Origin of the sequence: Nocardia sp. CA-129566, from assembly GCF_050956075.1 — a bacterium.
Classification (GTDB): Bacteria; Actinomycetota; Actinomycetes; order Mycobacteriales; family Mycobacteriaceae; genus Nocardia.
In genome coordinates, this window is record NZ_CP192085.1 from 3,808,626 (window position 1) to 3,835,113 (window position 26,488).

The 26,488-nt window shown below is 67.0% G+C and carries 23 protein-coding genes and 1 pseudogene; 14 read left to right on the forward strand and 10 right to left on the reverse strand.

Annotated elements, in window-relative coordinates; genetic code table 11:
• Nucleotides 1–131: 131 nt before the first annotated feature.
• The 8 genes from ACQP0C_RS16540 to ACQP0C_RS16575 all read left to right on the forward strand — a co-directional run bounded on the left by ACQP0C_RS16540 (nucleotide 132) and on the right by ACQP0C_RS16575 (nucleotide 8,535).
• Entirely contained in the window at nucleotides 132–707 is a 576-nt protein-coding gene (locus ACQP0C_RS16540; RefSeq protein WP_433733766.1) for an Rv1476 family membrane protein, read from the forward strand.
• Between the two features lie 265 nt (nucleotides 708–972).
• Entirely contained in the window at nucleotides 973–2,400 is a 1,428-nt protein-coding gene (locus ACQP0C_RS16545) for an NlpC/P60 family protein (RefSeq protein ID WP_433733767.1), read from the forward strand.
• A gap of 138 nt (nucleotides 2,401–2,538) precedes the next feature.
• Nucleotides 2,539–3,741: an AAA family ATPase gene (locus ACQP0C_RS16550; RefSeq protein WP_433733768.1), complete on the forward strand. Its 1,203-nt coding sequence runs from the start codon at nucleotides 2,539–2,541 to the stop codon at nucleotides 3,739–3,741.
• Between the two features lie 32 nt (nucleotides 3,742–3,773).
• Entirely contained in the window at nucleotides 3,774–4,724 is a 951-nt protein-coding gene (locus tag ACQP0C_RS16555; protein WP_433734571.1) for a DUF58 domain-containing protein, read from the forward strand.
• The gene (locus ACQP0C_RS16560; RefSeq protein WP_433733769.1) at nucleotides 4,721–5,725 is read left to right on the forward strand and encodes a VWA domain-containing protein; all 1,005 of its coding nucleotides are present in this window, start codon (nucleotides 4,721–4,723) and stop codon (nucleotides 5,723–5,725) included. Before ACQP0C_RS16555 ends, ACQP0C_RS16560 begins: the two co-directional genes overlap by 4 nt.
• Before the next feature lie 97 nt (nucleotides 5,726–5,822).
• Entirely contained in the window at nucleotides 5,823–6,539 is a 717-nt protein-coding gene (fabG1, locus tag ACQP0C_RS16565; protein ID WP_433684459.1) for a 3-oxoacyl-ACP reductase FabG1, read from the forward strand.
• Nucleotides 6,540–6,615: 76 nt separating this feature from the next.
• The gene (inhA, locus tag ACQP0C_RS16570) at nucleotides 6,616–7,452 is read left to right on the forward strand and encodes an NADH-dependent enoyl-ACP reductase InhA (protein WP_433733770.1); all 837 of its coding nucleotides are present in this window, start codon (nucleotides 6,616–6,618) and stop codon (nucleotides 7,450–7,452) included.
• A gap of 21 nt (nucleotides 7,453–7,473) precedes the next feature.
• On the forward strand, nucleotides 7,474–8,535 hold the full coding sequence (locus ACQP0C_RS16575) for a ferrochelatase (RefSeq protein ID WP_433733771.1): 1,062 nt from the start codon (nucleotides 7,474–7,476) through the stop codon (nucleotides 8,533–8,535).
• Between the two features lie 29 nt (nucleotides 8,536–8,564).
• On the opposite strand, the gene ACQP0C_RS16580 is transcribed toward ACQP0C_RS16575, so the two are convergent.
• The 5 genes from ACQP0C_RS16580 to ACQP0C_RS16600 all read right to left on the reverse strand — a co-directional run bounded on the left by ACQP0C_RS16580 (nucleotide 8,565) and on the right by ACQP0C_RS16600 (nucleotide 14,682).
• Nucleotides 8,565–10,994, reverse strand: coding sequence for an FHA domain-containing protein (locus tag ACQP0C_RS16580; RefSeq protein ID WP_433733772.1), 2,430 nt, complete (start codon nucleotides 10,992–10,994; stop codon nucleotides 8,565–8,567).
• A 226-nt stretch (nucleotides 10,995–11,220) separates the two neighbouring features.
• Nucleotides 11,221–11,913, reverse strand: coding sequence for an alpha/beta fold hydrolase (locus ACQP0C_RS16585; protein ID WP_433733773.1), 693 nt, complete (start codon nucleotides 11,911–11,913; stop codon nucleotides 11,221–11,223).
• Nucleotides 11,914–11,960: 47 nt separating this feature from the next.
• A complete protein-coding gene (locus ACQP0C_RS16590) occupies nucleotides 11,961–12,731 on the reverse strand; it encodes a S1 family peptidase (protein WP_433733774.1) in 771 nt (256 codons plus the stop codon).
• A gap of 97 nt (nucleotides 12,732–12,828) precedes the next feature.
• Nucleotides 12,829–13,644 (reverse strand): hypothetical protein, encoded by an 816-nt coding sequence (locus ACQP0C_RS16595; protein ID WP_433733775.1) that lies wholly within the window; start codon nucleotides 13,642–13,644, stop codon nucleotides 12,829–12,831.
• 210 nt (nucleotides 13,645–13,854) lie between these two features.
• Nucleotides 13,855–14,682 carry a DUF3097 domain-containing protein gene (locus ACQP0C_RS16600; protein WP_433733776.1) on the reverse strand — a complete coding sequence of 276 codons (828 nt, stop codon included), beginning with the start codon at nucleotides 14,680–14,682 and terminating at the stop codon, nucleotides 13,855–13,857.
• An 80-nt stretch (nucleotides 14,683–14,762) separates the two neighbouring features.
• Between ACQP0C_RS16600 and ACQP0C_RS16605 the strand changes: the two genes are divergently transcribed.
• Nucleotides 14,763–15,194, forward strand: coding sequence for an NfeD family protein (locus tag ACQP0C_RS16605; RefSeq protein ID WP_433733777.1), 432 nt, complete (start codon nucleotides 14,763–14,765; stop codon nucleotides 15,192–15,194).
• Nucleotides 15,194–16,447 (forward strand): SPFH domain-containing protein, encoded by a 1,254-nt coding sequence (locus ACQP0C_RS16610; RefSeq protein ID WP_433733778.1) that lies wholly within the window; start codon nucleotides 15,194–15,196, stop codon nucleotides 16,445–16,447. The genes ACQP0C_RS16605 and ACQP0C_RS16610 overlap by 1 nt, the downstream gene beginning before the upstream one ends.
• Nucleotides 16,448–16,528: 81 nt before the next feature.
• Here the strand turns inward: ACQP0C_RS16610 and ACQP0C_RS16615 are convergent, their stop codons facing one another.
• The gene (locus ACQP0C_RS16615; protein ID WP_433733779.1) at nucleotides 16,529–17,068 is read right to left on the reverse strand and encodes a DUF3558 family protein; all 540 of its coding nucleotides are present in this window, start codon (nucleotides 17,066–17,068) and stop codon (nucleotides 16,529–16,531) included.
• A 201-nt stretch (nucleotides 17,069–17,269) separates the two neighbouring features.
• Between ACQP0C_RS16615 and argS the strand changes: the two genes are divergently transcribed.
• Nucleotides 17,270–19,033 (forward strand): arginine--tRNA ligase, encoded by a 1,764-nt coding sequence (gene argS / locus ACQP0C_RS16620; protein ID WP_433733780.1) that lies wholly within the window; start codon nucleotides 17,270–17,272, stop codon nucleotides 19,031–19,033.
• Between the two features lie 112 nt (nucleotides 19,034–19,145).
• Here the strand turns inward: argS and ACQP0C_RS16625 are convergent, their stop codons facing one another.
• From ACQP0C_RS16625 to ACQP0C_RS16640, 4 genes and pseudogenes are all read right to left on the reverse strand, one after another.
• Nucleotides 19,146–20,033, reverse strand: coding sequence for an LLM class flavin-dependent oxidoreductase (locus ACQP0C_RS16625; RefSeq protein ID WP_433733781.1), 888 nt, complete (start codon nucleotides 20,031–20,033; stop codon nucleotides 19,146–19,148).
• Between the two features lie 148 nt (nucleotides 20,034–20,181).
• Nucleotides 20,182–20,355, reverse strand: a pseudogene (locus tag ACQP0C_RS16630) (ArsR/SmtB family transcription factor); the annotation flags it as partial.
• Between the two features lie 10 nt (nucleotides 20,356–20,365).
• On the reverse strand, nucleotides 20,366–20,752 hold the full coding sequence (locus ACQP0C_RS16635) for a nuclear transport factor 2 family protein (protein WP_433733782.1): 387 nt from the start codon (nucleotides 20,750–20,752) through the stop codon (nucleotides 20,366–20,368).
• Nucleotides 20,749–21,348: a MarR family winged helix-turn-helix transcriptional regulator gene (locus ACQP0C_RS16640; RefSeq protein WP_433733783.1), complete on the reverse strand. Its 600-nt coding sequence runs from the start codon at nucleotides 21,346–21,348 to the stop codon at nucleotides 20,749–20,751. The genes ACQP0C_RS16635 and ACQP0C_RS16640 overlap by 4 nt, the downstream gene beginning before the upstream one ends.
• Before the next feature lie 358 nt (nucleotides 21,349–21,706).
• On the opposite strand from ACQP0C_RS16640, the gene ACQP0C_RS16645 reads away from it, so the two are divergent.
• Genes ACQP0C_RS16645 through ACQP0C_RS16655 form a run of 3 tightly spaced genes read left to right on the forward strand, consistent with a single transcriptional unit; the run spans nucleotide 21,707 to nucleotide 26,444 of the window.
• Nucleotides 21,707–22,999, forward strand: coding sequence for an ABC transporter substrate-binding protein (locus ACQP0C_RS16645; RefSeq protein WP_433733784.1), 1,293 nt, complete (start codon nucleotides 21,707–21,709; stop codon nucleotides 22,997–22,999).
• On the forward strand, nucleotides 22,996–24,816 hold the full coding sequence (locus tag ACQP0C_RS16650; RefSeq protein ID WP_433733785.1) for a hypothetical protein: 1,821 nt from the start codon (nucleotides 22,996–22,998) through the stop codon (nucleotides 24,814–24,816). Before ACQP0C_RS16645 ends, ACQP0C_RS16650 begins: the two co-directional genes overlap by 4 nt.
• The gene (locus ACQP0C_RS16655) at nucleotides 24,813–26,444 is read left to right on the forward strand and encodes a tetratricopeptide repeat protein (protein WP_433733786.1); all 1,632 of its coding nucleotides are present in this window, start codon (nucleotides 24,813–24,815) and stop codon (nucleotides 26,442–26,444) included. The genes ACQP0C_RS16650 and ACQP0C_RS16655 overlap by 4 nt, the downstream gene beginning before the upstream one ends.
• Nucleotides 26,445–26,488: the final 44 nt, after the last annotated feature.

The window sequence follows — 26,488 nt, forward strand, 5'->3', positions numbered from 1 at the left end:
AGGTGCCGCGACACTCCGTCGCGTACTGTGCTTGCTGGTCGGGACGACCGGTGGGCAGGTACCGGTTGATCCCGCAGTGTTGTATGCCCGTCGCCTCGCGTCCCGATGCGGCTCGACAGACCGGATGGAAGATGACCGTCTCGTACACCTCGGTTCTTACCCCCATGCGCGCCGAACTGCCGCCTGGTATCGACGACAGGACCTTGGTTCAGATCAAAGAGGATGTGGTCGACAACCACATCGCCACCCCGAAGGGTAAGGATCAGGACGCACTCGAAGCGGTTGTCGCCGACGCTCGGGCCCATGGCATCGAGCTCAGCGTCGTGGTGATTCCCGGCAATCCCGGTCACGACTCCAATCTACGTGACCTGGCCACCGAGATCGGCAAGACCGAGCACGGAACCATAGCGGTGTTCAGCGACGACTGGGTCGGCACCTACAGCGATTCGATCAGCCGGGTGAAGCTGGAACGGGCCGAGGACTTTTCCAAGAGCACGCAGGGGAATTCGGCGCAGGCGGCGCAGCTTTTCGTCGATCAGTTGGAGCGGCCGGAGACGTTCTCCTGGACTGCGATCACCAGTGTGTTGCTGGTCGGTACGGCCGTCGTGGTCGGCGGACTCTATTGGATCAAGTCTCGTCGGGCTGCCGGGGAGCCGGTTCCGGTGGGGGTTTCGGGGCGCGGCGACGACCTGGACTCCACTTCGTAACGGGTATCCGTTCCGCAACTTTTCCTGACGGTCGGTTTGTTCTTTCCGGCCGAATCCTCGTACCCGTCTGGCTATCGCACGGCAACGGGTAAATTACGCGGCTGTATTTCTGTTGCCAGAGTTTCCTTGGTGAAGGATGTGTCGTACGGTTCGAATGATGCCTGATGGGGAAGAAGTGTTGAGAGAGCTATCTGTCAACCACTGAGCGCGATGGTTCGCAGGGGGCTCGTGAGGTTAAGCCGAATCGAGTCCCTTGGGAGGTGCGATGCGCAACATCGGCGTAGCCGGTTCTCGGCGTCCGCTGTGGGTCGCTCTGGGGTTGCTGGTCACCGCGGCGGTATTCGTCACGGCCGGACCCGTAGCAGCGGTGCCGCCCGCCCCACCCAACCCGAGCGACAACCAGATCGCCGCTGCCGGAGCACAGGTCGACGCCGGAGTGGGCGAGGTCGGCGCGCTGATCAACCAGGTCGCCGCCGCGGATCAGAAGCTGCAGGAACTCGACGGCGTGGTCGCCAAGAAGCGCGAAGAGGTCAATAAGGCCCTCGTCGATCTGCAGGACGCGCGCGATGCGGCCGATGTGGCCGCCGCGGCGGTCGTGGACACCCAGCGCGAACTCGCCGCTGCCGGCGCCCAGGTCGAACAGGCCCGCCGCAACTTCGACCAGTTCGCGGTGCAGGCCTACACCCGGCCGGCGGCGACCTCGGTGGTGACCTATCTGTCCTCGGCGACTTCGGACCTGGCACTCGGCCGCGCTCAGATATTCACCCTGGTGTCGAAGAACCAGCAGTCGGTCCTGGACTCGTTGCGCCGCGCTCAGATCGATCAGGGCAATAGAAATTCCATTGCGCGCCAGGCGAAGTCGGCTGCCGACGCGGCCGCGGCGGCGGCCGAGCAGAAGAAGGCCGAGGCCGAGCACGCCGTCGCCGCGGTGCAGGCCGAACAGGATCAGCAGGCCGCACAGCGGGAGGGCCTGCTGCGCGAGCGCTCGGCGGCACAGGGACGTTTGGATGTCGCGCGTGCGAATGTGTCCGGGCTACAAGGACAACGCGAGGCATATCTGGCCTGGGACGAGCAGCGCAAGGCCGAGGAGGCCGCCGTGCGCGCGGCCGCCGCGGCCGCCGCCGCGCGGGCCGCGCAGGATCAGGCCGCGAAGGATCGCGCGGCGCATGCGGGTGAGGGCAGGCGACCGCATGTCCAGCTCGATGATTCGCCGCCACCGCGCAAGACCCGGCCGCGGACCACCGCGCCGAGCATGCCATCCATCCGCGGGTCCGAGGCCGTGGAAACCGTTGTCGATCGCGCCATGTCGCAGCTCGGTGTCGACTATGCCTGGGGCGGCGGCGATGAGGACGGGCCGACCCTCGGCATCCACGACGGCGGCGTCGCCGACAGCTACGGCGATTACAGCAAGGTCGGCTTCGACTGCTCGGGTCTGATGATCTACGCCTTCGCCGGAATCGGCGTGTCATTGCCGCACTACAGCGGCTACCAGTACAACGCGGGCACCCGGGTGCCCATCGGCGAGCGCACCCGCGGCGACATGCTGTTCTGGGGGCCGAACGGCAGTGAACACGTCGCGCTCTACCTCGGCAACGGCAAGATGGTCGAGGCGCCACAATCCGGCGAGGTCGTGCGGGTATCTCCGGTGCGCGAGGGCGGCATCATGCCGTACGCGGTGCGGATCGTCACCTGACCCTAGGCTGGGGCCATACGCCGCGAACCCGACGCGCGAATCTGTTGATTTGCCGTGATCTCGGGTCCGGTTGCGGCGTATACGGCCATCACCTGGAATAGTTGTGGCAGCACGCACAGGACCAAAGCGAAAGCGGGGATGTTGGTGACTTCGACGGACGGTGTGAGCGGGGCAAATTTGGCGAAAGCGGCCGCTGCTCCCGCATCCAGCACCCTGGAGCGTGACGTCCAGACCCTGGAAAAGGCGATATACGAGGTCAAGCGCGTTATCGTGGGTCAGGATCGGCTCGTCGAACGGCTGCTCGTCGGGGTGCTGGCGCGCGGCCACGTACTGCTCGAGGGTGTGCCGGGTATCGCCAAAACCCTTGCGGTCGAGACCTTCGCCAGGGTGGTCGGCGGTTCGTTCTCCCGCGTCCAGTTCACCCCCGACCTGGTGCCGACCGACCTCATCGGTACCCGGATCTACCGCCAGGGCCGCGAGGAATTCGATACCGAACTCGGCCCGGTCGTCGCGAACTTCGTCCTCGCCGACGAGATCAACCGCGCGCCCGCGAAGGTGCAGTCCGCGCTGCTGGAAGTGATGGCCGAGCGGCATGTGTCGATCGGCGGCAAGACCTACCCGATGCCCGATCCGTTCCTCGTCATGGCGACGCAGAACCCGATCGAGAGCGAGGGCGTGTACCCGCTGCCCGAGGCACAGCGCGACCGCTTCCTGTTCAAGGTCGTCGTCGACTACCCGTCGGTGGAGGAAGAGCGCGAGATCATCTACCGGATGGGTGTCACCCCGCCGGAGGCCAAGCCGATCCTGGAACCGGTCGAGCTGATCCGGCTGCAGCAGGTGGCCGCGAATACCTTCGTGCACCACGCGCTGGTCGACTACGTGGTCCGGGTGATCGCGGCGACCCGCAAGCCCGCCGACTTCGGCATGCAGGATGTGGCGAACTGGATCGCCTACGGCGCCTCGCCGCGCGCCAGCCTCGGCATCATCGCCGCCGCCCGCGCCGTCGCGCTGATCCGCGGTCGCGACTATGTGGTGCCGCAGGATGTCGTCGAGGTGATTCCGGACGTGCTGCGCCACCGTCTGGTGTTGTCCTACGACGCACTCGCCGACGAGATCAGCCCGGACGATGTGATCAAGCGGGTGCTGCAGACGGTCGGCCTGCCGCAGGTCGCGCCGCAGGCGGTCGCACCGGGCGCCGCGTCCGCGCCGGCGCCGGCCGCCCCGCCCGCGATGGGGCCGCACGGCTCGCCGATTCCCCAGCCGCCCGCACCTCAGGATGCGGTGCCGCAGCCGCCGGTGGCGCAGATGTCCCCGGCCGCCAGCAATAACCAGCCGAAGTGACCTCAGCATCGGATCCGGTTCCACCAGTGCCGATGTCATCCCACGCACCGCCGTCCTTCCGATCGGGTGAACTGTCCGATCCGAAACTGACGGCGGCGCTGAGAACGCTGGAATTGACCGTGCGCCGCAGGCTCGACGGTGTGCTGCACGGCGATCATCTCGGATTGATTCCGGGCCCCGGCTCGGAACCGGGCGAGGCCAGGACCTACCAGCCGGGCGACGATGTGCGGCAGATGGATTGGTCGGTCACCGCCCGCACCACCCATCCGCATGTGCGGCAGATGATCGCGGACCGGGAACTGGAGACCTGGATGGTGGTCGACCTGTCGGCCAGCCTCGACTTCGGCACCGCGCTGTGCCAGAAGCGCGATCTGGCGATCGCCGCCGCCGCGGCGATCACCCATCTGACCAGTGGCGGTGGCAATCGGATCGGCGCGGTCGTCGCGACCGGTGAGCAGTTGACGCGCATTCCCGCGCGCAGCGGTCGGGTGCACGCGCAGTCGATGCTGCGCGAGATCGCGACAACGCCGCATGCCCGCGACGGTGTGCGCGGCGATCTGCGCGAGGCGATCGAATCGCTGCGCCGCCCGCAGCGCAAGCGCGGACTCGCGGTGATCATCAGCGACTTCCTCGGTGACATCAACTGGCAGCGCTCACTGCGCGCCATCTCCGCGCGCCACGATCTGCTCGCGGTGGAGGTGCTCGATCCGCGCGATCTGTCGCTGCCCGATGTGGGTGATGTGGTGCTGCACGATCCGGAGACCGGGCGCACCCGCGAATTCAGCGTGACTCCTTCGCTGCGCGCCGATTTCGCGGCCGCCGCCCAGCGCCATCGCGTTCAGGTCGAACAGGCGCTGCGCAGTTGCGGCGCACCGGTGCTCACCCTGCAGACCGATCGGGACTGGATCTCGGATGTGGTCCGGTTCGTGTCCACCCGGCGCCACGCGTTCGGCGCCCCGAGCGGACGGGCGCCGCGCCAGTGAGCATTTCGCATTTCACCGCGCTGATCTGGCTGGGCTTTCTCGCCGTCGTCGTGCTGATCGCGCTGGGTTATATCCTCGTACAACGCAGCCGCCACCGGCACATGCTGCAGTTCAGCAATATGGAACTGCTGGAGAAGGTCGCCCCGTCCCGGCCGAGTCCGATCCGGCATGTGCCGATCGCGCTGATGCTGATCGGTCTGGTCTTCCTCACCATCGCGGCCGCGGGGCCGACCGCGGTCAAGAAGGTGCCGCGCAATCGCGCGACAGTCGTTCTGGTGATGGACGTTTCGCTGTCCATGGAGGCCACCGATGTGCCGCCGTCGCGGCTGAAGGTGGCGCAGAAGGCGGGTAAGGAATTCGTCGACGGACTGCCGCCCGGTATCAATCTCGGCTTCGTCACCTTCGCGGGCACCGCCTCGGTCATGGTGCCGCCGACGACGAACCGCGAGGCCGTCAAGGCGGCTATCGACAACATCAAACTCGCCGAGCGCACCGCCACCGGTGAGGGCATTCTGACCGCGCTGCAGTCGATCGATACCATCGCCACGGTGCTCGGCGGCGCGGAAACGCCGCCGCCCGCGCGCATCGTGCTGATGTCGGACGGTAAGCAGACCGTGCCCGACGATAAGGATGTCGACAATCCACGGCACGGCTTCACCGCGGCCCGCTTGGCGAAGAACAAAGGCGTTCCGGTGTCGACGATTTCGTTCGGCACCTCATGGGGCACGGTGGAGATCCCGGACCAGGACGGTAGGGGCGCACAGCGCGTCAAGGTGCCTGTCGACGACGATGCGCTGCGCGAGATCGCCAAGCTCTCCGGCGGCGACTTCTATACCGCGTCCAGCCTGACCGAATTGACCGCGGTCTACGACACCCTCGAAGAGCAGATCGGCTTCGAGATGACCAGGGGCGATGCCAGTCGACCATGGCTTTTGCTCGGCATGTTGGTCGTCGCTGCCGGTGTAGTTACCGGCTTGCTCTATCGTCAACGCCTGCCGTAGTCGTCAATGTCCGCCGTCGCGACGCGCCCGGCGCCGCATAGCGCACTGTATGTGGCCCGGGCGTGGCGCACGAACCCGAACAGATAGGTTGGTCTTCATGTCGAACATCACATCCCGGTCGGTCCTGGTGACCGGCGGTAATCGCGGCATCGGCCTCGCGGTCGCACAGCGCCTGCTGGCCGACGGTCACAAGGTGGCCGTCACGCATCGCGGGTCGGGGGTTCCGGACGGTCTGTTCGGTGTGAAATGCGATGTGACAGATGCGGAATCGGTGGACGCCGCCTTCACCGAGGTGGAACAGCATCAGGGGCCGGTCGAGGTGTTGGTCGCCAATGCGGGCATCACCGACGACACCCTGCTGATGCGGATGACCGAGGAGCAGTTCACCCGGGTCATCGATGCGAACCTGACCGGTGCGTTCCGCTGTGCGAAGCGGGCCAACCGCGCGATGCTGCGGGCGCGCTGGGGCCGGATGATCTTCCTGGGCTCGGTCGTCGGTCTCGGCGGTGGCCCCGGCCAGATCAACTATGCCTCGTCAAAGGCCGGTGTGATCGGTCTGGCGCGTTCGATCACCCGTGAGCTCGGCTCGCGCTCGATCACCGCGAATGTCGTCGCGCCCGGCTTCATCGAGACCGATATGACCGCCGAGCTGCCCGACGATCTGCGTGACACGGCGAAGAAGTTCATTCCGCTGCAGCGCCTCGGTCAGCCGGAAGACGTTGCCGCGGTGATCAGCTTCCTGGCCTCCGATGATTCGGCCTATGTTTCCGGCGCGGTGATCCCGGTCGACGGCGGCATGGGCATGGGCCACTGAGCCGACCCGAAAACGGTGCGCCGCCTCGGCGGTCGCGCAACCTCACGAACTTCGACTACAGGAGAACCGAAAACCCATGGGCGGATTGCTCGAAGGCAAGACCGTACTGATCACCGGCATCATCACCGATTCCTCGATCGCGTTCCACGCGGCCGCGGTGGCGCAGGAGCAGGGCGCGAAGGTGATCATCACCGGCATTCCGGAGCGGCTGCGGCTGATCGATCGGATCGCCAAGCGGCTGCCGCAGGAGGTCGGCCCGGCCATCCCGCTCGATGTCACCAGCGAGGACGATCTCGGCGCGCTCGCCGATAAGGTGCGTGAGCTCGCGCCCGAGGGCGTCGACGGCGTGCTGCACTCGATCGCCTTCGCGCCGCGCACGCTGATGGGTCCGGAGGCGCGTCCGTTCCTGGACGGTCCCGGTCCGGACGCGGCCAAGGCCTTCGAGATCTCGGCCTGGAGCTATGCCTCGTTGGCGCGCGCGGTGCTGCCGGTCATGAACGAGGGCGGCTCGATCGTCGGCATGGACTTCGATCCGCGCACCGCGATGCCGTTCTACAACTGGATGGGTGTGGCCAAGGCCGCGCTGGAGTCGGTGAACCGGTATGTGGCGCGCGAGGTCGGTACTGCCAAGCGGATTCGCTCGAATCTGATCGCCGCCGGGCCGATCAAGACTCTCGCGGCCAAGGCCATCGCGGGCACCGCGACCGATGATGCGGCCAAGCTGAACCAGCTCAACACCTACTGGGACGGTGCCTCGCCGATCGGTTGGGATGTCGATGATCCGACCGTAGTCGCGAAGTCGATCGTCACGCTGCTCTCGGACTGGCTGCCGGCTACCACCGGTTCGATCATCTATGTCGACGGCGGAGCCAGCCACAACACCTGGTTCCCGGAGAACATGTCGATCAATTGACGTATTTTGAAGGGAGACACCGTGGTTCGGGCCGCCGACGCCCTGCTGCTGCTGTCGTTCGGCGGCCCTGAGCGTCCCGAGGACGTCATGCCGTTCCTGGAGAACGTCACCCGGGGCCGGGGCGTGCCGCGCGAACGCCTGGCAGAGGTAGCCCAGCACTACCTGCACTTCGGGGGTGTCTCGCCGATCAATGCGCTCAACCGCGACATCATTGCCGCTGTGCAGCGCGAATTGGCCGGTGCCGGAATCGAATTACCGGTCTATTTCGGCAACCGCAACTGGAACCCGATGGTCGAGGACACCGTCGCGCGGATGGCCGCCGACGGTGTGCGGTCGGCATTGGTGTTCCCGACCTCGGCGTGGGGCGGGTACTCCGGCTGTCTGCAGTACGACGAGGACATCAGCAGGGCGCGTGCGGCTTTCGGGCCGGACGCGCCGGAACTGGTGAAGTTGCGGCAGTACTTCGACCACCCGCTGTTGATCGAGGCATTCGCCGCGGCTATTCGTGCCGCGGTGGATTCCCTGCCCGCGCAGCGCCGGGACGGCGCTCGACTGGTGTTCACCGCGCACTCGATTCCGGTATCGGCCGATATTTCCGCGGGGCCGCCTGCCGATGGTGGCCGCCTCTACAGTCGCCAGGTCGCCGAGGCCGCCCGATTGTGCGCCGCCGCAACGGGATTCACCGACTATGACCTGGTGTGGCAGTCCCGCTCCGGTCCACCGCGGATCCCGTGGCTCGATCCGGATATCGTCGATCATCTCGAGGATCTGTCCGGCAAGGGGGTGGATGCGGTCGTGGTCTGTCCGGTCGGGTTCGTATCCGATCACCTCGAGGTCATCTGGGATCTGGACAACGAAGCCAGGGAAAAGGCCGAGGAACTGGGCATGGCGTTCGCCAGGGCCGCCACCCCCGGCACTGATCCCCGCTTCGCACGGTTGGTCGTCGAATTGATCAACGAGCACCTGGCCGGCAGTTCGCCGCGCCGCCTCGGCGACATCCCGGGCTATGGCTGCACCGTAAACGGTGCACCCTGTGCGGTCGGCTGCTGCACCCCGCCCGGTCGTCCCGCCACGGCAGACTAGCCCAGCTTCTGAAGCGGACGTCTTGGGCGTCAGATCGCGCGGCGGGCACCGCGCCGCCGCGGACGCAGCTGGTACAGGCGGTACCAGGCCAGCGCGAGGAAGATGGCCCCCAGCCCGGCGACGACTCCCATGTCGAGCAGCCAGGTACCGATCGTGTGTTTCCATAGCGGGTCGGCCGCGCCCTCGTGCGGTGAGAGGGTGTCGAGGTCGACGGTGGCGGCTCCGGCGCCGAACCCCCAACGGGCCGGCGATATGTACGCCAGTTGCTCCAGGACAGGTGTGCCGGGGAGTCGCACCAGCCCGCCGGTGAGTACCAGTTGTGCCATCGACAGCACGATCAGCAGCGGCAGTGTCTTCTCCGAGGTGTTCACCGACACCGACACCAGCAAGCCCAATGCTAGCGATGCGATGCCGAGCAGTGCCATCGCCAGGATCAACTCCAGCTCGACCGACGTGAAGAGCCCCTTGGGGGGCATAGCCACACCGATGGTGCCGATCAGGACCAATACCGCCGCCTGCAGGGCGGTGATCACGCCCAGGACCAGCAGTTTCGACATCAGGTAGACCCCTGCTGACAGGCCTGCCGCGCGTTCTCTGCGATAGATCGTCTGTTCCTTGACGATCTCGCGAATCGAGTTGCCGGTGCCGACGAAGCAGGCACCGAATGCCAGAATCATGAGCTTGGTCGCGGCATCGATATTGGATCCCGGCGCCCCGGCGAATCCCTGGCCCGACGGCACTGCGGCGATCAAGGCACCGAGCAGCAGGGGCATCACGCCGAGGAGAGCCAAATAGCTCCGGTCCGAGGCGATCACCGCCAGATATCGGCGGCACAGGGTACTGAGCTGGGCGAGTTTGGATTGCTGCGCGGGCGGCGGCGCCGGTGGGTGCACTTCCGCTGGGCCGACATCGTCGGTCAGCCCGACCGCCACGTAGTTCTGGAAGCGTGGCGACGTCTGGAACTCACCGGCCCAGTCGCGCTCGTGCTCGCGATCGAAGGCCTGGAACACCTCAGCCCAGCTGCGCTGTGCGAACTCCAGCAGCCCTTCCGTGGGCGGTCCGTAATAGGCCAGTCGACCGCCGGGCACCAAGACCAGCAGACGGTCGCAGGAATCGAGATTCGCCACGCTGTGCGTGACGACGATGACGGTCCGCCCGTCGTGCGCCAGTTCGGACAGCATTTCCATGACCGTCTTGTCCAGGCCCGGATCGAGGCCGGAGGTCGGTTCGTCGAGGAACAGCAGGGACGGTTTGGTCAGCAACTCCAGTGCGACGCTCACCCGTTTGCGCTGCCCGCCCGAGAGCCGGTCGATGCGGGTGTCGGCGTGCCGCGCCAAGCCGAGCTCGTCGAGGACCTCGTCGACCCGCTGCTCGCGCTCCTCGCTGCGGGTGTCACCGGGGAAGCGCAGTTCGGCCGCGTAGAGCAGCGCACGCCGCATCGGAAGCTGGTTGTGCAGGATGTCCTCCTGCGGGACCAGCCCGATCCGGTGCCGGAGTTCGTCGTAATCGGTGTACAGGTCGCGTCCGTCGTAGCGGACCGTCCCCTCCGTCGCGGGCCGCAATCCGGTGATCGCGCCGAGCAGCGTCGACTTGCCCGCTCCGCTGGGGCCGATGACGCCCACAAGCGAGCGCTGCGGGATGGGGAAGCTCACCCCGTCGAGGATCACCTTGCCCTCAGGCGTCCGCACGATGAGGTTCTGCACCGAGACCGATACGTCACCGGTGTCGACGAACTCACGCAGCTCGTCGCCGACGAGCCGGAACGTGGTGTGCCCCATGCCGATCAAATCGGATTCGGACAGGTCCGCGGCGTCGACCCGGGCGCCGTTGACGTAGGTGCCGTTATGGCTGTCGAGGTCGACGATCCGGTAGCCGCCATCGCCGAGCCTGCGCAGCTCGGCGTGATGGCGGGAGAGCAGCAGGTCGGGCACAACGACGTCGTTGTCGGCGGCGCGTCCGATGCGAAGCTTGTCCGATGTGATCCGGACGACCTCGCTGGGGTGGCTGGTCGGCCGTGGCGCTCGCGAAGCTCGCCGGGGCAGGGCCGATTGGAACGCTGTGACCGTTGCTTCCTCGTCGAGCCTGTAATCGGGGACGATCACCGTTTCGCCACCGCTATCGTCGGGCGGCGCCTCCGGCGAGCAGGCCAGCTGTTCGCCGTCCACGGAGTGCCCGAGCCGGAATGTCTCGTCGTGGTCGATCACCATGCGCTCGACACGGCGCCCGGCGAAAAAGGTGCCGTTGCGGCTGCCGACATCCTCGATTTCCCAGCCGTCGGCACCCAGCTCCAGAACTGCGTGGATCGAAGACACGCGCGGATCGTTCACCACAACGTCGGCGGCCGGATCGCGACCGACGTTGTAAGCGTCACCAGCGTGTAGCCGATAGACGCGGTCTCTCGTCTGCACCACAAGAACTGGCGCCACGAGGGATTCCGTGGAAGACGGTTCACCCGCCATGACGTGAGTATACGACTGGGTTGCTGTGTCGCCGCAATGATTCGGACACCTGGTGACCTCGGTTGCCAGGCGCTTGCCGGCGCAACCAGCGGATTGGTGTGTGTCGACGATGTACACGCGCCGGTCCGGCCGACGGCGAGATGGTCTTTCAGTGGCGCCGGCGCCACTGAACCGGTGATCTGCGGTCGGCGCGATGCAAAACGTCCCGTTCACTCGGAGCGGGTGATCATATGTGCGTGCGGCAAATTCTTGTCACGAGCTCGACCCATACGGGTGGATCGGTTGCCCATAGGTTGTGCGCGACTCCGGGCAGTTCTTCGAATCTGCCGTTCGGGATCAAGGCGGCGAGTTGCCGTAGGGGCCATGACGGGCGGATGTCGTGCTGCGGGGCGATGAATGTCATGGCCACCGTGGAGTCGGCCAGTCGGCGGAGCAGGTCGGATTCGTGAATCCACTGCACGAACGACGCGCTCAGCGCGGCGTGAACGTCTGGTTCCCAGTCGATCTCGATATCGGCTTCCAGATGCCGCGCGGCCTCGTAGGCCTGGGACCAGGTGCGGTCCTTGTGTAGTCCGTGCCCGGCCACACCGACCACGGATTCGACGCGGTCGGGATGATCCAGCGCATAATGCACCGCCAGGTCCGAGCCCCAGGAGTGGCCGAGCGCCACCCAGCTGTCGATACCCGCGGCTCGTCGCACCGCTTCGATATCAGCGACTGCCCGATCGAGGTCGTGCGGCCCACCCTGGGAGCGTCCGACGCCCCTCGGCTCCGGGTACCACGCCCGCATTCCGCGAGGTGCCAGCTCGTCATCCTCGAGGTAGTGGACACAGCCTGGTCCGCCGGAAAGGACCACGACATCGGGACCCTGTCCCGTGACACCGACGTGCAGCAAGGTCCCGTCATCGGCTGACACCATCGTTGATCGCATTTCATCCCCCTGGTCGCGCGAGGTTCCGTGGTGGGTCAGAAGCTCACGGTGGTGACGTAGGCGTAGACGCCGGGGAACCCTGGGCGGGCGCTGCCCTTGCCCCAGGAGGTGAGGCCGAGCAGGCGGCCCGAGGCGAGAAGTGGGTCGCCGCTGTCGAATTCGGCGGTATCGGCAGCGGTGGATCCGGCGCAGAACATATCGGCCGGATCGAAGGCGGAGCCATAGACTTCGGCGCACGTGGAGTTGGGGAGGATGGGGACGGTGGCTGATCGCAGGTGCGTATTCGAGGTGTCGGTCTCGCTGGTCGCGCCCCAGCCGACAATGGTGCCGGTGTCGCCGTATGCGCGCGGATCACCCTGTGGCGCAGCTATTTCCAGGAAAGGCCCCGGTCTCGGCTCATCGAGGATGAGGATCGCGAGATCATTGTGGTGCACGGTCTCGCCCTCGAAATCACTCTCCCGGAAATCGGGGTGAATGCGAATCTCCTTGACCCCCACGATGACTCCGTCGTGCGAGCGCAGATCGGTGCGCCCGAAGGTGACCGTGATCGCCTGCGGCAGCAGCCGGGCCAACACGACGCAATGCGCCGATGTCAGCACCCGATCGGGCGCGATGAGCGCACCGCCGCAGAACTGTCCGGAGGGTCGGGGGAAGAACAAAGGGGAGCCGACGGCGGCGAGCCACGGGTGGGCACTCGCCTCGGTGGTATCGCCGCCCACGATTGCCGTGGCGGGAACGGCTGGCATGCCGAGACCGAATAGGACTGCGGTGGTCAGAGCCGCGGCAATGCGATGTATGCGGAACATGCCGCCTCCCGGATGATTCAGTCGAACTGTCGTCTATTCAACCAGAGGACGCCGGTGGCCTTCGGGGACCGGTGGCCGGTGCGCCGAATGCCGGTGCTTATGAATTGCCTCGGGCCGCGGCGTGTACCGCCACCAACCGTGCCGCGCGGATCGCGTCCCACAGTGGGCGGAGCAGGTCTTCCTGGGCGCCGATGGCGGTGGCGGAGGTGGGGGAGGAGGCCGGTTCACGTTGGGCGACAGTGAGGATGGCGGCGACATGATCGGCGCTATCGAGGATTCGCCTGGCGCGCAACGGGATCGAATCCGGATAGTCGTGGCGGGAGTAGTCCGCGAGTTCGGCCTCGATGAGTTCACGGGGGTCGGTATCGGCCGCGCCGACGGCGGTGGTGTGCAGGCGCATCAGGGCGTCGGCGGCATCGCGCACCGCCTCGCGCATGGTGTACTCCGTCTCGCCGAGCGACATATCCGATCCGAGCGTGGCGGGGATCGGCGTGCTGTAGACGGACCACTGCAGGGTGTCGTCATCGACCCACTGCGGGATCAGTCCGGTGCCGTCGCTGCCGGGCACGCCGAACAGCATGCCCTCGCCCGCCTCGATGGCATCGGCGGCGAAGGCAGTTCCGGTCGGCAGGCCGCGCACATCGCCGGGCACCGGCAGCACCAGTCGCAGTTGCGCACCGGGCTGGGCCATTGCCTCGCGAATCACCTTGAGCAGTGCCATGACTCCGGTGCCGGACAGATTGCCGCGGGAGGACCAGGGCAGGTCGTCGCGACCGCCGGTGATCGGGTCGCCCGCGGCGATCGTGTGCCGCGGCGCCCAGGCGTACAACGCCTCCAGGATGTCGTCGGGCGCGCTGCGACCGGCCAGCCATGAGCCGGCCCACACCGTCAGCGTGGCACTAGGAGAGCACATAATTATCGAGCATAAAGGAGGGTTGCGACTCGGGGGCATCATGCCGGACACCCCGGTGAGCTGCGCGCATCGATCGGTCGAGCGGTACCGCGAGTACCTGCAATGCCGGACCGGCCGCCGCCGCTTCGCGGTTACGCCGACCGGGGGCGAATTCCGCCTAGTGGGACATGATTTCAGCGTTTGGACCCGGAATTGATCTTGCAGGCCCGGTCATTCCGGTTCGGTGACGAAGTCGATGAGCCGCTCCACGGCGCCGATCAGGGGGGATTCCAGATCGCGGAAGGATTCGACGGCGTTGTAGACCCGCCGCCACCCCTCCTGCGGCGTGCCCCAGCCGAGGCGCCGGCAGATGCCGGTCTTCCAGTCCTCACCGCGCGGCACCTGCGGCCATGCCGCGATGCCGACCGCCGCCGGGCGCACGGCCTGCCACACATCGATATAAGGATGCCCGGTGACCAGCACATATTTACCGAGGCCCGTGGTCAGCCGGGTTTCCTTCGAACCGGTCACCAGATGGTCGACCAGCACACCGACCCGCCGACCCGGCCCCGGCGCGAATTCGGTCAGCCGCTCGGCCAGATTGTCCAAACCCTCGAGATGTTCGACCACCACGCCCTCGACCCGCAGATCGTGCCCCCAGACCCGCTCCACCAATGCGGCATCGTGGACACCCTCCACCCAGATCCGGCTGGTCTTGGCGACCTGCGCGCGCAATCCCGCCACGCGCGTCGAGCCCGACGCCGACCGGGTTTGCTTCTTGGGCGCCGCGGTTTTGGGTCGGACCAGCGTCACCGGCTCACCGTCGATCAGGAATGCGGCCTCACGCAATGCGAACAACCGCACCGCACCCTGCGCGTCCTCGAGTTTGACGAACTCACCGTCGTAGCTGCGATCGAATCCGACAACGGCGCCGCAGAATCCGCTCGCCGCATCCTCCACCACGAGGTCTCGTTCCGCCGTCACTGTCGGCACCGCGGGCTTCTTCGCTCGCGAATGCCCGGAGAAGATATCGCCGCCATACATGTCACGCCCGCTCACCCGCCGAAACTAGCACTGCCACTTCGGTTGATCTCGGTTTGTCGCGCCACAGAAGTGTCACGGACAACTACAGTGGGCATGTGGCCGCAATCGTTTGGCTGGTCGCGGGTTTGCTGCTCGCGGCGGCGGAGATGCTCACCGGGGACCTCACACTGCTCATGTTGGGCGTCGCCGCGCTCGGCACGGCGGGCGTGAGTGCGGTGGCGGATACGGGTCTGGTCGTGGACGCGGTGATCTTCGCGGTGCTGGCACTGGTTCTGCTGCTCGGCGTGCGTCCAGTTCTGCGGCGCCGCTTCGGAACTCCGCCGCCGATTCCGACGAATGTGGACGCGCTGATGGGTAAGCAGGCGCTGGTGCTCGAACAGGTGGCCGAGCACAGCGGCCTGGTCAAAATCGGCGGTGAGGAATGGACCGCGCGGCCGTTCGATACAACGGTCGAGTATCCGAAGGGAACCACGGTGTATGTCATGAAGATCGACGGCGCGACCGCGGTCGTCTGGAAGGGGCCCTAATGGGTGTACTGATCGTTGCCGCCGTCCTGGTGCTGCTGGTCGTGGTGGTGGTCTTCAAGTCGATCGCCCTCGTCCCGCAGGCGGAGGCGGCAGTCATCGAGCGACTGGGCCGATATTCGCGCACAGTGTCCGGTCAGCTGACCTTTCTGGTGCCGTTCGCCGACCGGATCCGGGCCAAGGTGGACCTGCGCGAGCGGGTGGTGTCCTTCCCGCCGCAGCCGGTGATCACCGAGGACAATCTGACCCTGCATATCGATACCGTCGTGTACTTCCAGGTGACCAGCCCGCAGGCGGCGGTGTACGAGATCAGCAACTACATCGCGGCCGTCGAGCAGCTCACCGTGACCACGCTGCGCAATGTGGTCGGCGGTATGACCCTGGAGCAGACGCTGACCTCGCGCGATCAGATCAATGGCCAGCTGCGCGGTGTGCTCGACGAGGCGACCGGGCGCTGGGGTCTGCGCGTCGCACGGGTCGAGCTCAAGAGCATCGATCCGCCGCCATCGATCCAGGAGTCGATGGAGAAGCAGATGAAGGCCGATCGCGAGAAGCGCGCCATGATCCTCACCGCGGAGGGCACCCGGGAGTCGCAGATCAAGACCGCCGAGGGCGCCAAGCAGGCGCAGATCCTGTCCGCCGAGGGTGCCAAGCAGTCCTCGATCCTGGCGGCCGAAGGTGAACGGCAGAGCCGCATTCTGCGCGCCCAAGGTGAGCGTGCCGCGTCCTATCTACAGGCCCAAGGTCAGGCGAAGGCCATCGAAAAGGTGTTCGCCGCAATCAAATCCGGTAAGCCGACGCCGGAACTGCTCGCCTACCAATACATGCAGACCCTGCCGCTGGTCGCGCGCGGCGACGCCAACAAGGTCTGGCTGGTGCCGAGCGATTTCGGCAAGGCCCTCGAAGGTTTCGCCCAGAACTTCGCGACCAAGGGCGAGGACGGGGTATTCCGCTACGAGCCCGCACCGGCCGACGATGTGCAGAGCAAACCGGAGGACGATTCCGATGTGGCGGGCTGGTTCGATACAGCCCGTGACCCGGCCATCGAACAGGCGGTCCGCGCCGCGGAGGCCGATGCCCGTGCGTCGGTGGAGGGCATGGCCACCCCGGTGACCCGCCAGCCGCAGCCCGCGCCGTATCAACAGGTCGCGCCACCACAGCAGGCGATTCCGCCCCAGCAGGTACCGCCGCAGCAGCCGTATCACCCGGACGGGCCCGGGCAGCAGGGCCGCCCCTGGCAGCCGCCGTCACAGTAGGAAATCGACACGGGAGCGGCCCCGGACCCAGAGGTCCGGGGCCGCTTCGTTCGGCGCGGTCCGCGCGGATCCGGCCGGATGCTAAGGCGCGAGATCGATGGTCAGCGTTGCCAGTTGCAGCGCTATGGCGCAGGGGTCCGGTGACGTGGTGTGCGAGTGGTTTTGCACCCGCCAGACGATGGTGCCGTTATCGGCGGCGGCGACCGCGCAATCGCCGGGGTCGTGCGGATTGCGGATATAGAAGCCGGTCGCGGTGACCGTGGTCCCGAAAATCTGTCTGGTGATGGTCAGATGTTGGTTCTGGAAACCGTCGTTCTCGGCCCGCTGCCACGTCTGTTGCAGCGATTCGCGGTCGGTGTAGGTGAAGGTGAGGTCGGATTCGTCATCGCCGCGTTGCGCCTGCCAGACGCAGACCGGCGGACGATGGTGTGCGGTGAGGGTATCGGCCTGTGCGGTGCGGCCGATCTGCTCATCGGTCAGCGGCGTGCAATTGGTCAGGGAATTGGCGGTGGGGGCGGCGGTCGGACCCGCATCCGGCGTGCCATGGCCGGAACAGCCGGTCAGCAGTCCGGCGACCGCGAGAACGGCCAGTCCGATGCCGCGTGTGCGGAATGCGGCCACGTCCGCTCCCTTCCCATGAATCCAGCCCGGCGAGTACCCGCCAAGGCTACCGGCGCTCGCTCGGCCGGGCAGTCCGCGCGGGGCCGCACGCGTGCGGACCGATCATGGTCCGCTGTCGAGGACGGTCGACGCGGAAAATCATTCGGCGCGATACAGCCGCACTGGAATACTCACGGATCCGAACCGACAGGAGGGAAGCGTGTGGCTGAATCCGGAGTGCTGCCATTGCTGGGCCAGGCTGCTGGCGTGGTTTCGGCGGCGATCGGGCGGGTCCGCCCCCAGGTGGCTGGCGCGGATCCGGTGGTGCGACGCTCCGAACGCGCGGACTTCCAGTCGAATGTGGCGCTCGCGGTGGCCGAGCGGGTCGGGATGCGGCCTGCCGAGTTCGCCGCGGAGTTGGCCTCGGCATTGGCAGAGCCGGGCGACGGGCGGTTCACGGCAACGGTTTCCGGGCCCGGATTCCTCAACATCGCCGTAGCGGATCGTACGGTCTGGCAACAGATTTCGGCGCGATCGGGCGATAATCGGCTCGGCGTACCGGCAGCCGAGGCCGGACGCCGTACCGTGGTCGACTACTCGGCGCCCAATATCGCCAAGGAGATGCACGTCGGCCATCTGCGGACGACGATCATCGGCGACAGCATCGCCCGAGTGCTCGACTTCCTCGGCGCCGCGGTAATTCGGCAGAATCACCTGGGGGACTGGGGAACTCAGTTCGGCATGCTCATCCAGTATCTGGACGAGCACCCAGACCTGCGGTGGCGCCACGATGAGCTGAGCGGTGGTGTCTCGGCGGTGTCGGCGCTGGACGGTCTCTACAAGGCGGCCCGCGGGGAATTCGACGGCGATTCGGCATTCGCGGACCGCGCCAGGGCCCGGGTGGTGGCGCTGCAGTCCGGCGATCCCGCCACCTCGCAGCGGTGGCGGGAGATCGTCGCCGAATCGGAGCGGGCGTTCGGTGAAATCTACGATCGGCTCGGCGTACTCCTCACCCCGGACGACTATGTCGGGGAGTCGTTCTACAACCCACTGCTGGCCGACACCATCGCCGAGTTGGTCGACAAGGGCATCGCGGTCGACAGCGACGGCGCCCTCGTTGTGTTCTCCGAGGAGGTGACCGGCCCCGATGACCAGCCGGTCCCGCTGATGGTGCGCAAGCGAGACGGCGGATATGGCTATGACACAACGGATTTGGCGACCATTCGCTACCGCGTACATACTCTGCGCGCCGAGCGGCTGCTCTATGTCACCGATTCCCGTCAGGCCCTGCACTTCCGGCTCGTCTTCGAGGCCGCGCGGCGGGCGGGATGGTTGACCGATGATATCGATGCCGAGCATATCGCCTACGGCACGGTGCTCGGCCCGGACGGACGGCCGTTCAAGACCCGCGCGGGTGGCACCGTCCGGTTGACGGATCTGCTGGACGAGGCCGTCGCCAAGGCCAGAGCCGTTGTCGCCGAACGGAACCCGGACCTGCCCGCCGTCGAGCTCGACGCGATCGCCGAACCCACCGGCATCGGCGCGGTCAAATACGCCGACCTGTCCACCTCGCGGATCAAGGATTACACCTTCGACCTGGACCGCATGGTTGCGTTGCACGGCAATACCAGCGTCTACCTCCAATACGCGCATGCGAGAATTCGGTCCATTCTGCGCAAGGCCGAAGACCGCACGTCATGCATCGACGCCAGCATCGCGCTCGAACCCGCCGAACGGGCACTTGCGCTGGAACTCGACGCCTACGGCACGGTCGTCGCCGAAGTGGCCGCGACCCTGGAACCCCATCGGCTGTGCGGCTATCTCTACGACCTCGCCCGCGACTTCACCGGCTTCTACGAGAGCTGCCCGGTGCTCACCGCACCCGACCCCGTCCGCGGAAACCGCCTCGCACTCTGCGAATTGACCGCGAAAACGCTCGCACACGGACTCGGTCTTTTGGGCATCGCGGCACCTGAGCGCATGTGAACCACACACCTGCACGGTGGAAGGCGCGAGTGTGGCCGATCGGCCCGGCGCAGCCATGATGGACGGGTCGCTCGCTGCACCCGGGCGCGCCGCCGCGGACGGGGGCGCTCGATCAGGCGCAGAGTTCGCGCACGCGCGGCACTACCTCAGCGACCCATCGGCGCAACTGGGTCTCATCCGGTGATTGCGGCCAGTAGACGAATGTGTCGAATCCGGTGTCGGTAGCGAGATCGGCCAGGATCCGGGCCCAGCCGGCCGCATCGGTGCGAATCGGCTCCTCGCCACGCAATGTCACCGAGCCGGGCGCCTCGGTGATATCGCCGACCAGCTGCGCCATCCGCATGATGTCGCCGGGATCGCGTCCGGCATCGAGGGCGCTGGCCGAGATGATCTGTTGTGCGTCTTGCCATTTCTCGTAGGGCAGGTAGTGCGGGATCGGCGCCGCCCAGCCGTCGGCGATCCGCCCGGTCAGTGCATTGGCCTTCGGTCCGACACTGCCGAACCAGATTCCGACCGGATGCACCGGCGCCGGACCGGACTGCACACCGTGCACGGCGTAATGCGCACCGGCCACTTTGGCCTTGGCGCCCGGCACCCACATGGCCCGAATGATCTCGGTGGCCTCCGTGAGCGCCTGCAGCGCTTCGGGATTCGTCCGCGACGGACCACCCATCGCGCTGATGGCGGGCCAGAAAGCCCCGGCGCCCATGGCCAGCTCGAACCGTCCGCCGCTGAGCAGATCGAGTGTCGCCGCTTGTTTGCCGAGTAGCGCCGGACCGCGCAGCGGCAGGCTGGCCACATCGGGGAAGACTCGCAGCCGCTCGGTCTCGGCGAGGACGGTCGCGATGACCGCGAAGGTATCGGCGAGCCCACCCGCGTACGGGTGGTCCTGAATTCCGAGCAGATCCAGCCCTTCCCGATCGGCGACTCGGGCGAGCGCGCGAAGACGGGGGAGTTCGTCGGCGGTCGGCGCCAGCTGGATTCCGAAACGAAGGTTCACAGAGCGCATGATGCCAGCCCGTCAGCGCGCGTCCGAACCCGGCGGTCCGCCGCGCAGTTGGTGGTGGCGGAATGCGAGCCGCATGAGCGGCGATATCGGCATCGGTGATGGTGTAGATGCTGCGCCGCCCGAGTTTTCGGACGTGAACCAGACCGGCGAGTTCGAGTTTGCTCAGATGCTCGCTGACCGCGGGCACGGTGTGGCCGATTTCGGCGGCGAGGGTGCCGACATCGCGTTCACCCTGGCTGAGCAGCCACAGGATCTGGAGGCGGGCTGGTCCGGCTACGACCAGCGTGCGGAAGTCGCCGGACGGGCGACCGATGGGCGGTGTATCAGCGTGTTTCGAGGTCGGTGGTGGCCATGATGGCTTTCCAGGGGGCTGCGTCGAAAATGAGGTTGATCGCGGTGATGCGTCCGTCGTGGAGGCGGAAGTGCTCGGCTGTGTGTTGGACGCCGACCGGGGACTTTGTGTGGAGGTCGTAGATCAGCACGGCGTCGGTGTCGCTGTACAGCTCGCTGATCATGTCGATACGGTCGATGATCTGGGCGAGTTGCTCGATGCCTGCGAGGTGACCTGTCGGGCTGTCGGATTCGATGAATGGGCTGCGGAAGCGGAATTCGTCGGCGAGTTGTTGTGCGGCGGTGTGGATGTCGCCTTGGAAGCGGGCGCGGTGGTATGTCTGGACGGCCTGCTGGGCGGGTGATCCGGCGGTGGTCATCGTGTCCTTCGGGTGTGGGCGGTGCGGTCGGTTTGCGCAGTGGCGTCGGATGCGAGGTGTTGCTCGATCCGGTGTTGGTTGTCGACGACCCGCAGACACAGGTGGCGCAGTTGCGCGAGCTCGTCTGTGGTGAATCCGGCGAAGATGGCCGACATTGCCCGGTTGGTCGGCTGACGGAAGGACACGAGCCAGTCGCGTCCGGCTTCGGTGATCGTGACCCGCACAATGCGGCGATCCTGTTGGTCCGCAACGCGTTCGGCCAGGCCATTGCGTTCGAGAGTATCGACCAACCCGGTGACATTGCGTGAACTCACGCCGCAGGCGTGCGCCAAGTCCCCGATGCTCATTTCGTGGTCGGCGACACCGAGTCTGCCCAGCACGTCCAACGCTCCGGTGCTCAGCCCCCGACCGCCCGCACCCTGTGAGCGCAGCCGATCGACGGCTTGCCACGCCGATCGCAGTGCCGCGGCGGTTTCCAGTGCATCGACTCCTTTGCCTGATGCCAGCACTCGCATCGATCGCCGTACGCCGGGGTCGTACAGCAGACCGTCCGCGCCGCGTGCTGTCCGTTCGGGAGAATTGTGTACGTCATTCATTATGAATCACTACCATATTGTATGCGGCGGCCGGCGACAACCGCGAGCGACCGCCGCGATCGGCGTGAGCGCGTGGCTCTGCCGATGGCGGCGTCGCCATGACCGGCGTTGCGCCCTGTGGCATGCCCCTGGTGGCGGCGGTGATTCCGCTGGTCTATATCAAACGCAAGGGATGGTTGCGCCGAGGCTGTGACGGCGGGCGGGTCTGCGTCGAATTCCCTTGGATCCAGGGCGGTTTCGGGTCGGCGTCACACAGCTGAATGGCCTGTCCTTCGAGCTGTGTGCCCGGAATCGCTCCGGCCCTGTGGGGTTGATGGAATAATTCTCGGCGACTGTCATGAGGCACTGTCGGGAGAGCATGGGGACCAGACGAGCACTGCTGCAAGCGGGTTTGGTGCTGCCGCTGGCCGCGTGTGCTCCCCAATTGCTGTGGGGTGATTCGCGACTGGTCCGGATCGGGGTGTCGTGGAGCGGGACGGAATTGTCGGCGTTCCGATCGGTCCTGGCGCGTTTGCCGTTTGCGGGGTCGGTGGAGGTGATCCCGCTCGGCGACGAAATCGGCACCGCGTTCACGGCGGGCGGGAAGTCGGCGCCGGATATCGTCATGCTGCCGCAGGCGGGACAGGTCCGCACCCTCGTCGAAGACGACAAACTGCGGCCGGTCGCCGAGGGGTTCTGGGCCGATGAGAACGGGGCACGCTATTCGCAACCGTGGCAGCAGCTGCTGTACCAGGGCGGAAAACCGTATGGTGTGCCGTTCAAGGCCGCCGATAAATCGCTGGTCTGGTACGACCGGCAGGCAATCGAGCGCTATCGTCTCGGCGATCCGGCCAATTGGACGATCCCGGACTGGATCGACCGAATGGAGGTGCTGGCGAACACGCCGATCCGACTGCTCGCCCTCGCCGCCGGCGACGGATGGGTACTGACCGACGTCTTCGAGAATGTGCTGCGCGCCGAATCATCGCGCACCTACGACGAATTGGCGGGCCCGCGCAAGGACCGGACCTGGGACCGTCCCGCCGTGCACGCCGCATTCGGACACCTCGCTCGACTGTGGGGGCAGCGCCACACCTTCGCTGGCGGTGTCGCGGTGGCCCTGACCAGACAATTCCCGGATGCCATCCGGGATGTGTTCGAACACCGTCGTGCCGCCATGGTGATCGCCCCCGATTTCGCCGAACCCATTGTGCGCGAGAGCCTTCGGGCCGCCGGACGGCGCTCCGAAGACGTTGTCGGCATCGCGCAGTTCCCATCGGTCGGTCTCGGCGGCGAGCGCCCGCGGATCGTCGGTGGCGATGTCCTGGTGGTGACCAAATACGCCGACCAGCGGGCCGACGAGGTGGTGGCGGCGCTGGCCGCACCCGAGGCGCCACTGCCGTGGATCGAGGGTGTGGGCGGCTTCATCGCCCCGAATCTGCGGACCTCCGCACGATATTCGGCGTTGCTCGATCCGATCGCGCGATCGCAGACCTCGTGGAGCGCATTCGACCTGTCCGACCAGCTCGGGGCCGTTGGCGGCCGAAATGGGTTGTGGCGCATCCTGACCAGCTTTCTCACCACGATCGGCGACGGTGCGAACGAGCATCCGGATGCCGCGATCGATGCCGCGATCACCGCACTCGACGCCGCCGAGCGGAGCCGTCGATGACGGGTGTCTCCGACTTCCGGGCCAATGGTCTGCGCCTGGAACTGGCCACCCGCCGGATGCGCGGCCCGCTCGTACCAGGTGGCCGTCCACACCGCTGGTTCGGCTGGGCGGGTCTGCTCGCGGTCGGGCTGATCGTGGTGCTGCTGGTGGCTCCCGCGCTGTGGACGGTCGCGATCGCGGTGCAGGCCCGTCCGCGAATCGTGGTCTCCTGCACCGTCGTCGCCGTCGCTGCCGTGACGTTCACGCTGATATCCCGGCATCGCCGCCGCGGTGGCCTCCGACTGGCGCTGCGGTCGGCCTTCGCCGCAACCGCCGCGCTCGGGCTGTGGTCGCTGGGCGCGGCGCTGAGCACGGACGGAGTCTGGGCATATGTGCGCACTCTGCTGTGGGTTGTCTTCGGCCTGATGCTGCTGTTCGCCGCGCTGGTGATCGCATGGTGGTCGCGGAATTCGCGCGCGCTGTGGGTGCCGCTGATCGTCCCCTTCGGCATCTCGGCGTTCGTCTCGGGCGTCGCGTTCCGGCTGATCTTCGAATATCTCGCCGACCGGTTCGGCATGCGCAGCGTCGGCGGGTACCGGATGTGGTACGCGATAATGCTCGGCTCCGCCTTCCTGTGGACCTGGCTCGGCTTCCTCACCGGACTGCTCCGCGCCGATATCCGGGCCATCGAGGCCGACCCGGTGCGCTCGGGCCATCTGCACGGACAGGGACGGCGATTCCCGTTGCTGCGCCTACTGGAGTTGGTGCGTCCGGTATTGCTGATCCTCGGTCTGGTGGTGGGTGTGGCGGCGGCCCGCGTCTTCGATGTGGTGCTGATCGGGGTGCCGGGGTCGATGCAGTATCAGCTCGATAGCGCGACCGTGCAGTGGTGGCGGCTGGTCACCGACTCCGATCTCGGCGCGGGTGTGGCGGCCGCCTACGCCCTGCCGCTGGCGGTGCTGGTGGGGTTCGTGGCCTGGCTGCTGCAGACCGGCGTGCGCGGGCATCGGACCGGATGGACGGCCTCCTCGACGGCGTCCGGGTCGGCGGGCAGGTTCCGGATCGGCCCGGTGCGCGCGACGGGTATCGCGCTGGTGTCGGTATTCGCATCGATTCCGATCCTGGTGCTGATCGTCGTATGTTTCGACGGCCCTTCCGGATTCGATCTCGCCGCCCTCACGGGTATGTGGCAGGACCAGACCTTTCGTCATGCCTGGCAGACGACATTCCTGGTGGCCGGGCTGGCCACCGTAGTCGTGGTGGCCGCGGCGCTGCCGGTGGCACATCGACTGGCCGCGGTCGGCCCGGATCGAGCGATGACGCGGATCGCGGTGGTATCGCTGGTCGTCCTGTCGGTGCTGCCCGCGCAGGGCTATCTCGGCTCGCTCGACGCGTTCATCGACGCATTCGGCTTGTCCGGCACCAGAATTCCGTTGATCTTCGTGCACGCCGCCGCCGGATTGCCGGTCGCGATCTTGATCCTGCGCGGTGCCATGCTGGCCCCGCTGGACGGTCCTGCCGATGATGTGCTGCACGGGCTGGCCAGTCCGGGCACCATCATGCGGCGGTTGCTGACCGCCGCGGGTCCGGCCGTGGTCGCGGTCGCGGTGCTGGAATTCATCCAGGTGTGGAACGACTTCTTCATCGGGCTGATGATGAACGGCGCGGGCGCGAGCCCGTGGTCGCTGCTGCTGTGGGGTGAGGCACGGCAATTCAACGAGAATGCCGCACAACTCGCGGCGGGCTCCCTGCTGTCGGCCGTGCTGCCGGTGCTGCTGTTGCTCTCGACATGGCGGCGCTGGCTGGTGCCCGGACTGACGGGGGGAACGCTGCGATGACACAGCCACGTGGGCACGAATCGCCACAGCAGAGCACACCGCGGTCGACGATCTGGGAGGGCGTGCTCGGCACCGCCGAGGTGGTGGCCTGGGCCGTGGTGCTGGAGCTCGCCCGGAATATCGTGGTGAATTCGCTCGGTGACAACGATGCCGTCAAGGTGATCAGTGGACTGCTGCGTGGACTGACTGTTGTCGGGGTGCTGGCGGTAGGGGCGTACGTCGCCTACCGGCGCATCGAGAAGTTTCGCGAAGGAGTGCGCACCGAACGAGAACTCGCCCTGATCGCGGAACTGATCGAACCGGGTGAGCCGGTCCGGTTCGTCGGTGCCACCAGCTGTCCCGATGAGCCGCAAGAGCTCACCGAATTGGACCACGATCCGATCCTGGCGGCACTGCGGGACCTGCCGGTCCACGAATTCGAGACGGCCGCACTGCTGGCCGTGCTGTCGGCGATTCTCGACGCGCCCACCCGGTTGCCGTCGGATTCGGTCGTGGAGCGGCGCACCGCGGCATTGCTGCTCGAGGATCTCGAGGTGCGCGGGATCGTGACATATCTCGGGGCTGATCGGTATTGCCTGCGCAAGAAGCCCCGACGGCCCGCGACGGCGGAAGTCGTCGCCGGGCCACGGTGGCAGGCCGCGTTGCCCGCGCTGCTGCACCACTACGCCGACCGCGCGACCCGGTGGGCGATCGCTCTGGAAACGGTTCGTTTCGCCAAGGGTGCCCGCCGCTGGTTCGAGGCGCAGGAACCGTATCTGCGCACATTGTTTCCAGCACCCACGGTGCCGGTGCCGAGGGTCGCGGTGCACGAGCTCGCGCGCATCGCCGACGCCCTGGACGTGTGGTATGCCCGAAAGGGCCTGCCGGAGCACGCATCCGGTGTGGCCGAGGCCCTCTGCCGCCTGACCGAATCGGACGAGTTCCCACTGTCTCGCGATCTGGCTCTGCTGCGGGCCGGACGCCTGCGTGTGCGGCCACCGAAGTATCGTCCACGTGGCCTGTCGACCAGTCTGTCCGCGCGCTGGGCGCATTACACCGCACTGCATTCGCTCGACACCGCGCCACCGAGCCCGATCGTGCTGAGCGAGGCGGAAGATCGGCTGGAGGCCGCCTGGTGGCTGCTGCCCCGCACGGATGTGCCCGCGGAGGTCTGCGCCCTGATCAATCTGGCGGTCGTCCATCTGCATCAGGGCCGCCTCGACACCGCCCAGGGACACCTGGAGCTGGCCGAATCCCTTACGCGGGATGGCCGGGATCCCGCGGGTCGCGCGCACACCCGCGAAACGCTCGGCATCGTCTGGTGGGCACGCGGTGAACCCCGGCGCGCGCTGCGGCACTGGCAGCGCGCCCTCACCGCCTATCGCGAACTCGACGACGATCTCGGCACCGGGCGCTGCCTGCAGCATCTCGGCTCCGCCGCGATCGTCGCCCCGGAGCACGGCGCCCTCCTGCTCGGCACCGACCCGCCGCTGACCCGAGCAGAGGTACTGCGCCAAGCCGGTGGCTGGTTGGCCGCCTCGCGCAGATTCCACCCGGGTGCCCTGCACGCCGAACACTATGCCCAGCAAGCCGGTTCAACCCTGCACACCGTGGATCGCTGGCCCCTGCCCGCCCCTGATCCATCCTGAGCCGGCCCGATACGCCCAGCTGTGATGGCTGTCTCGCTGATGGG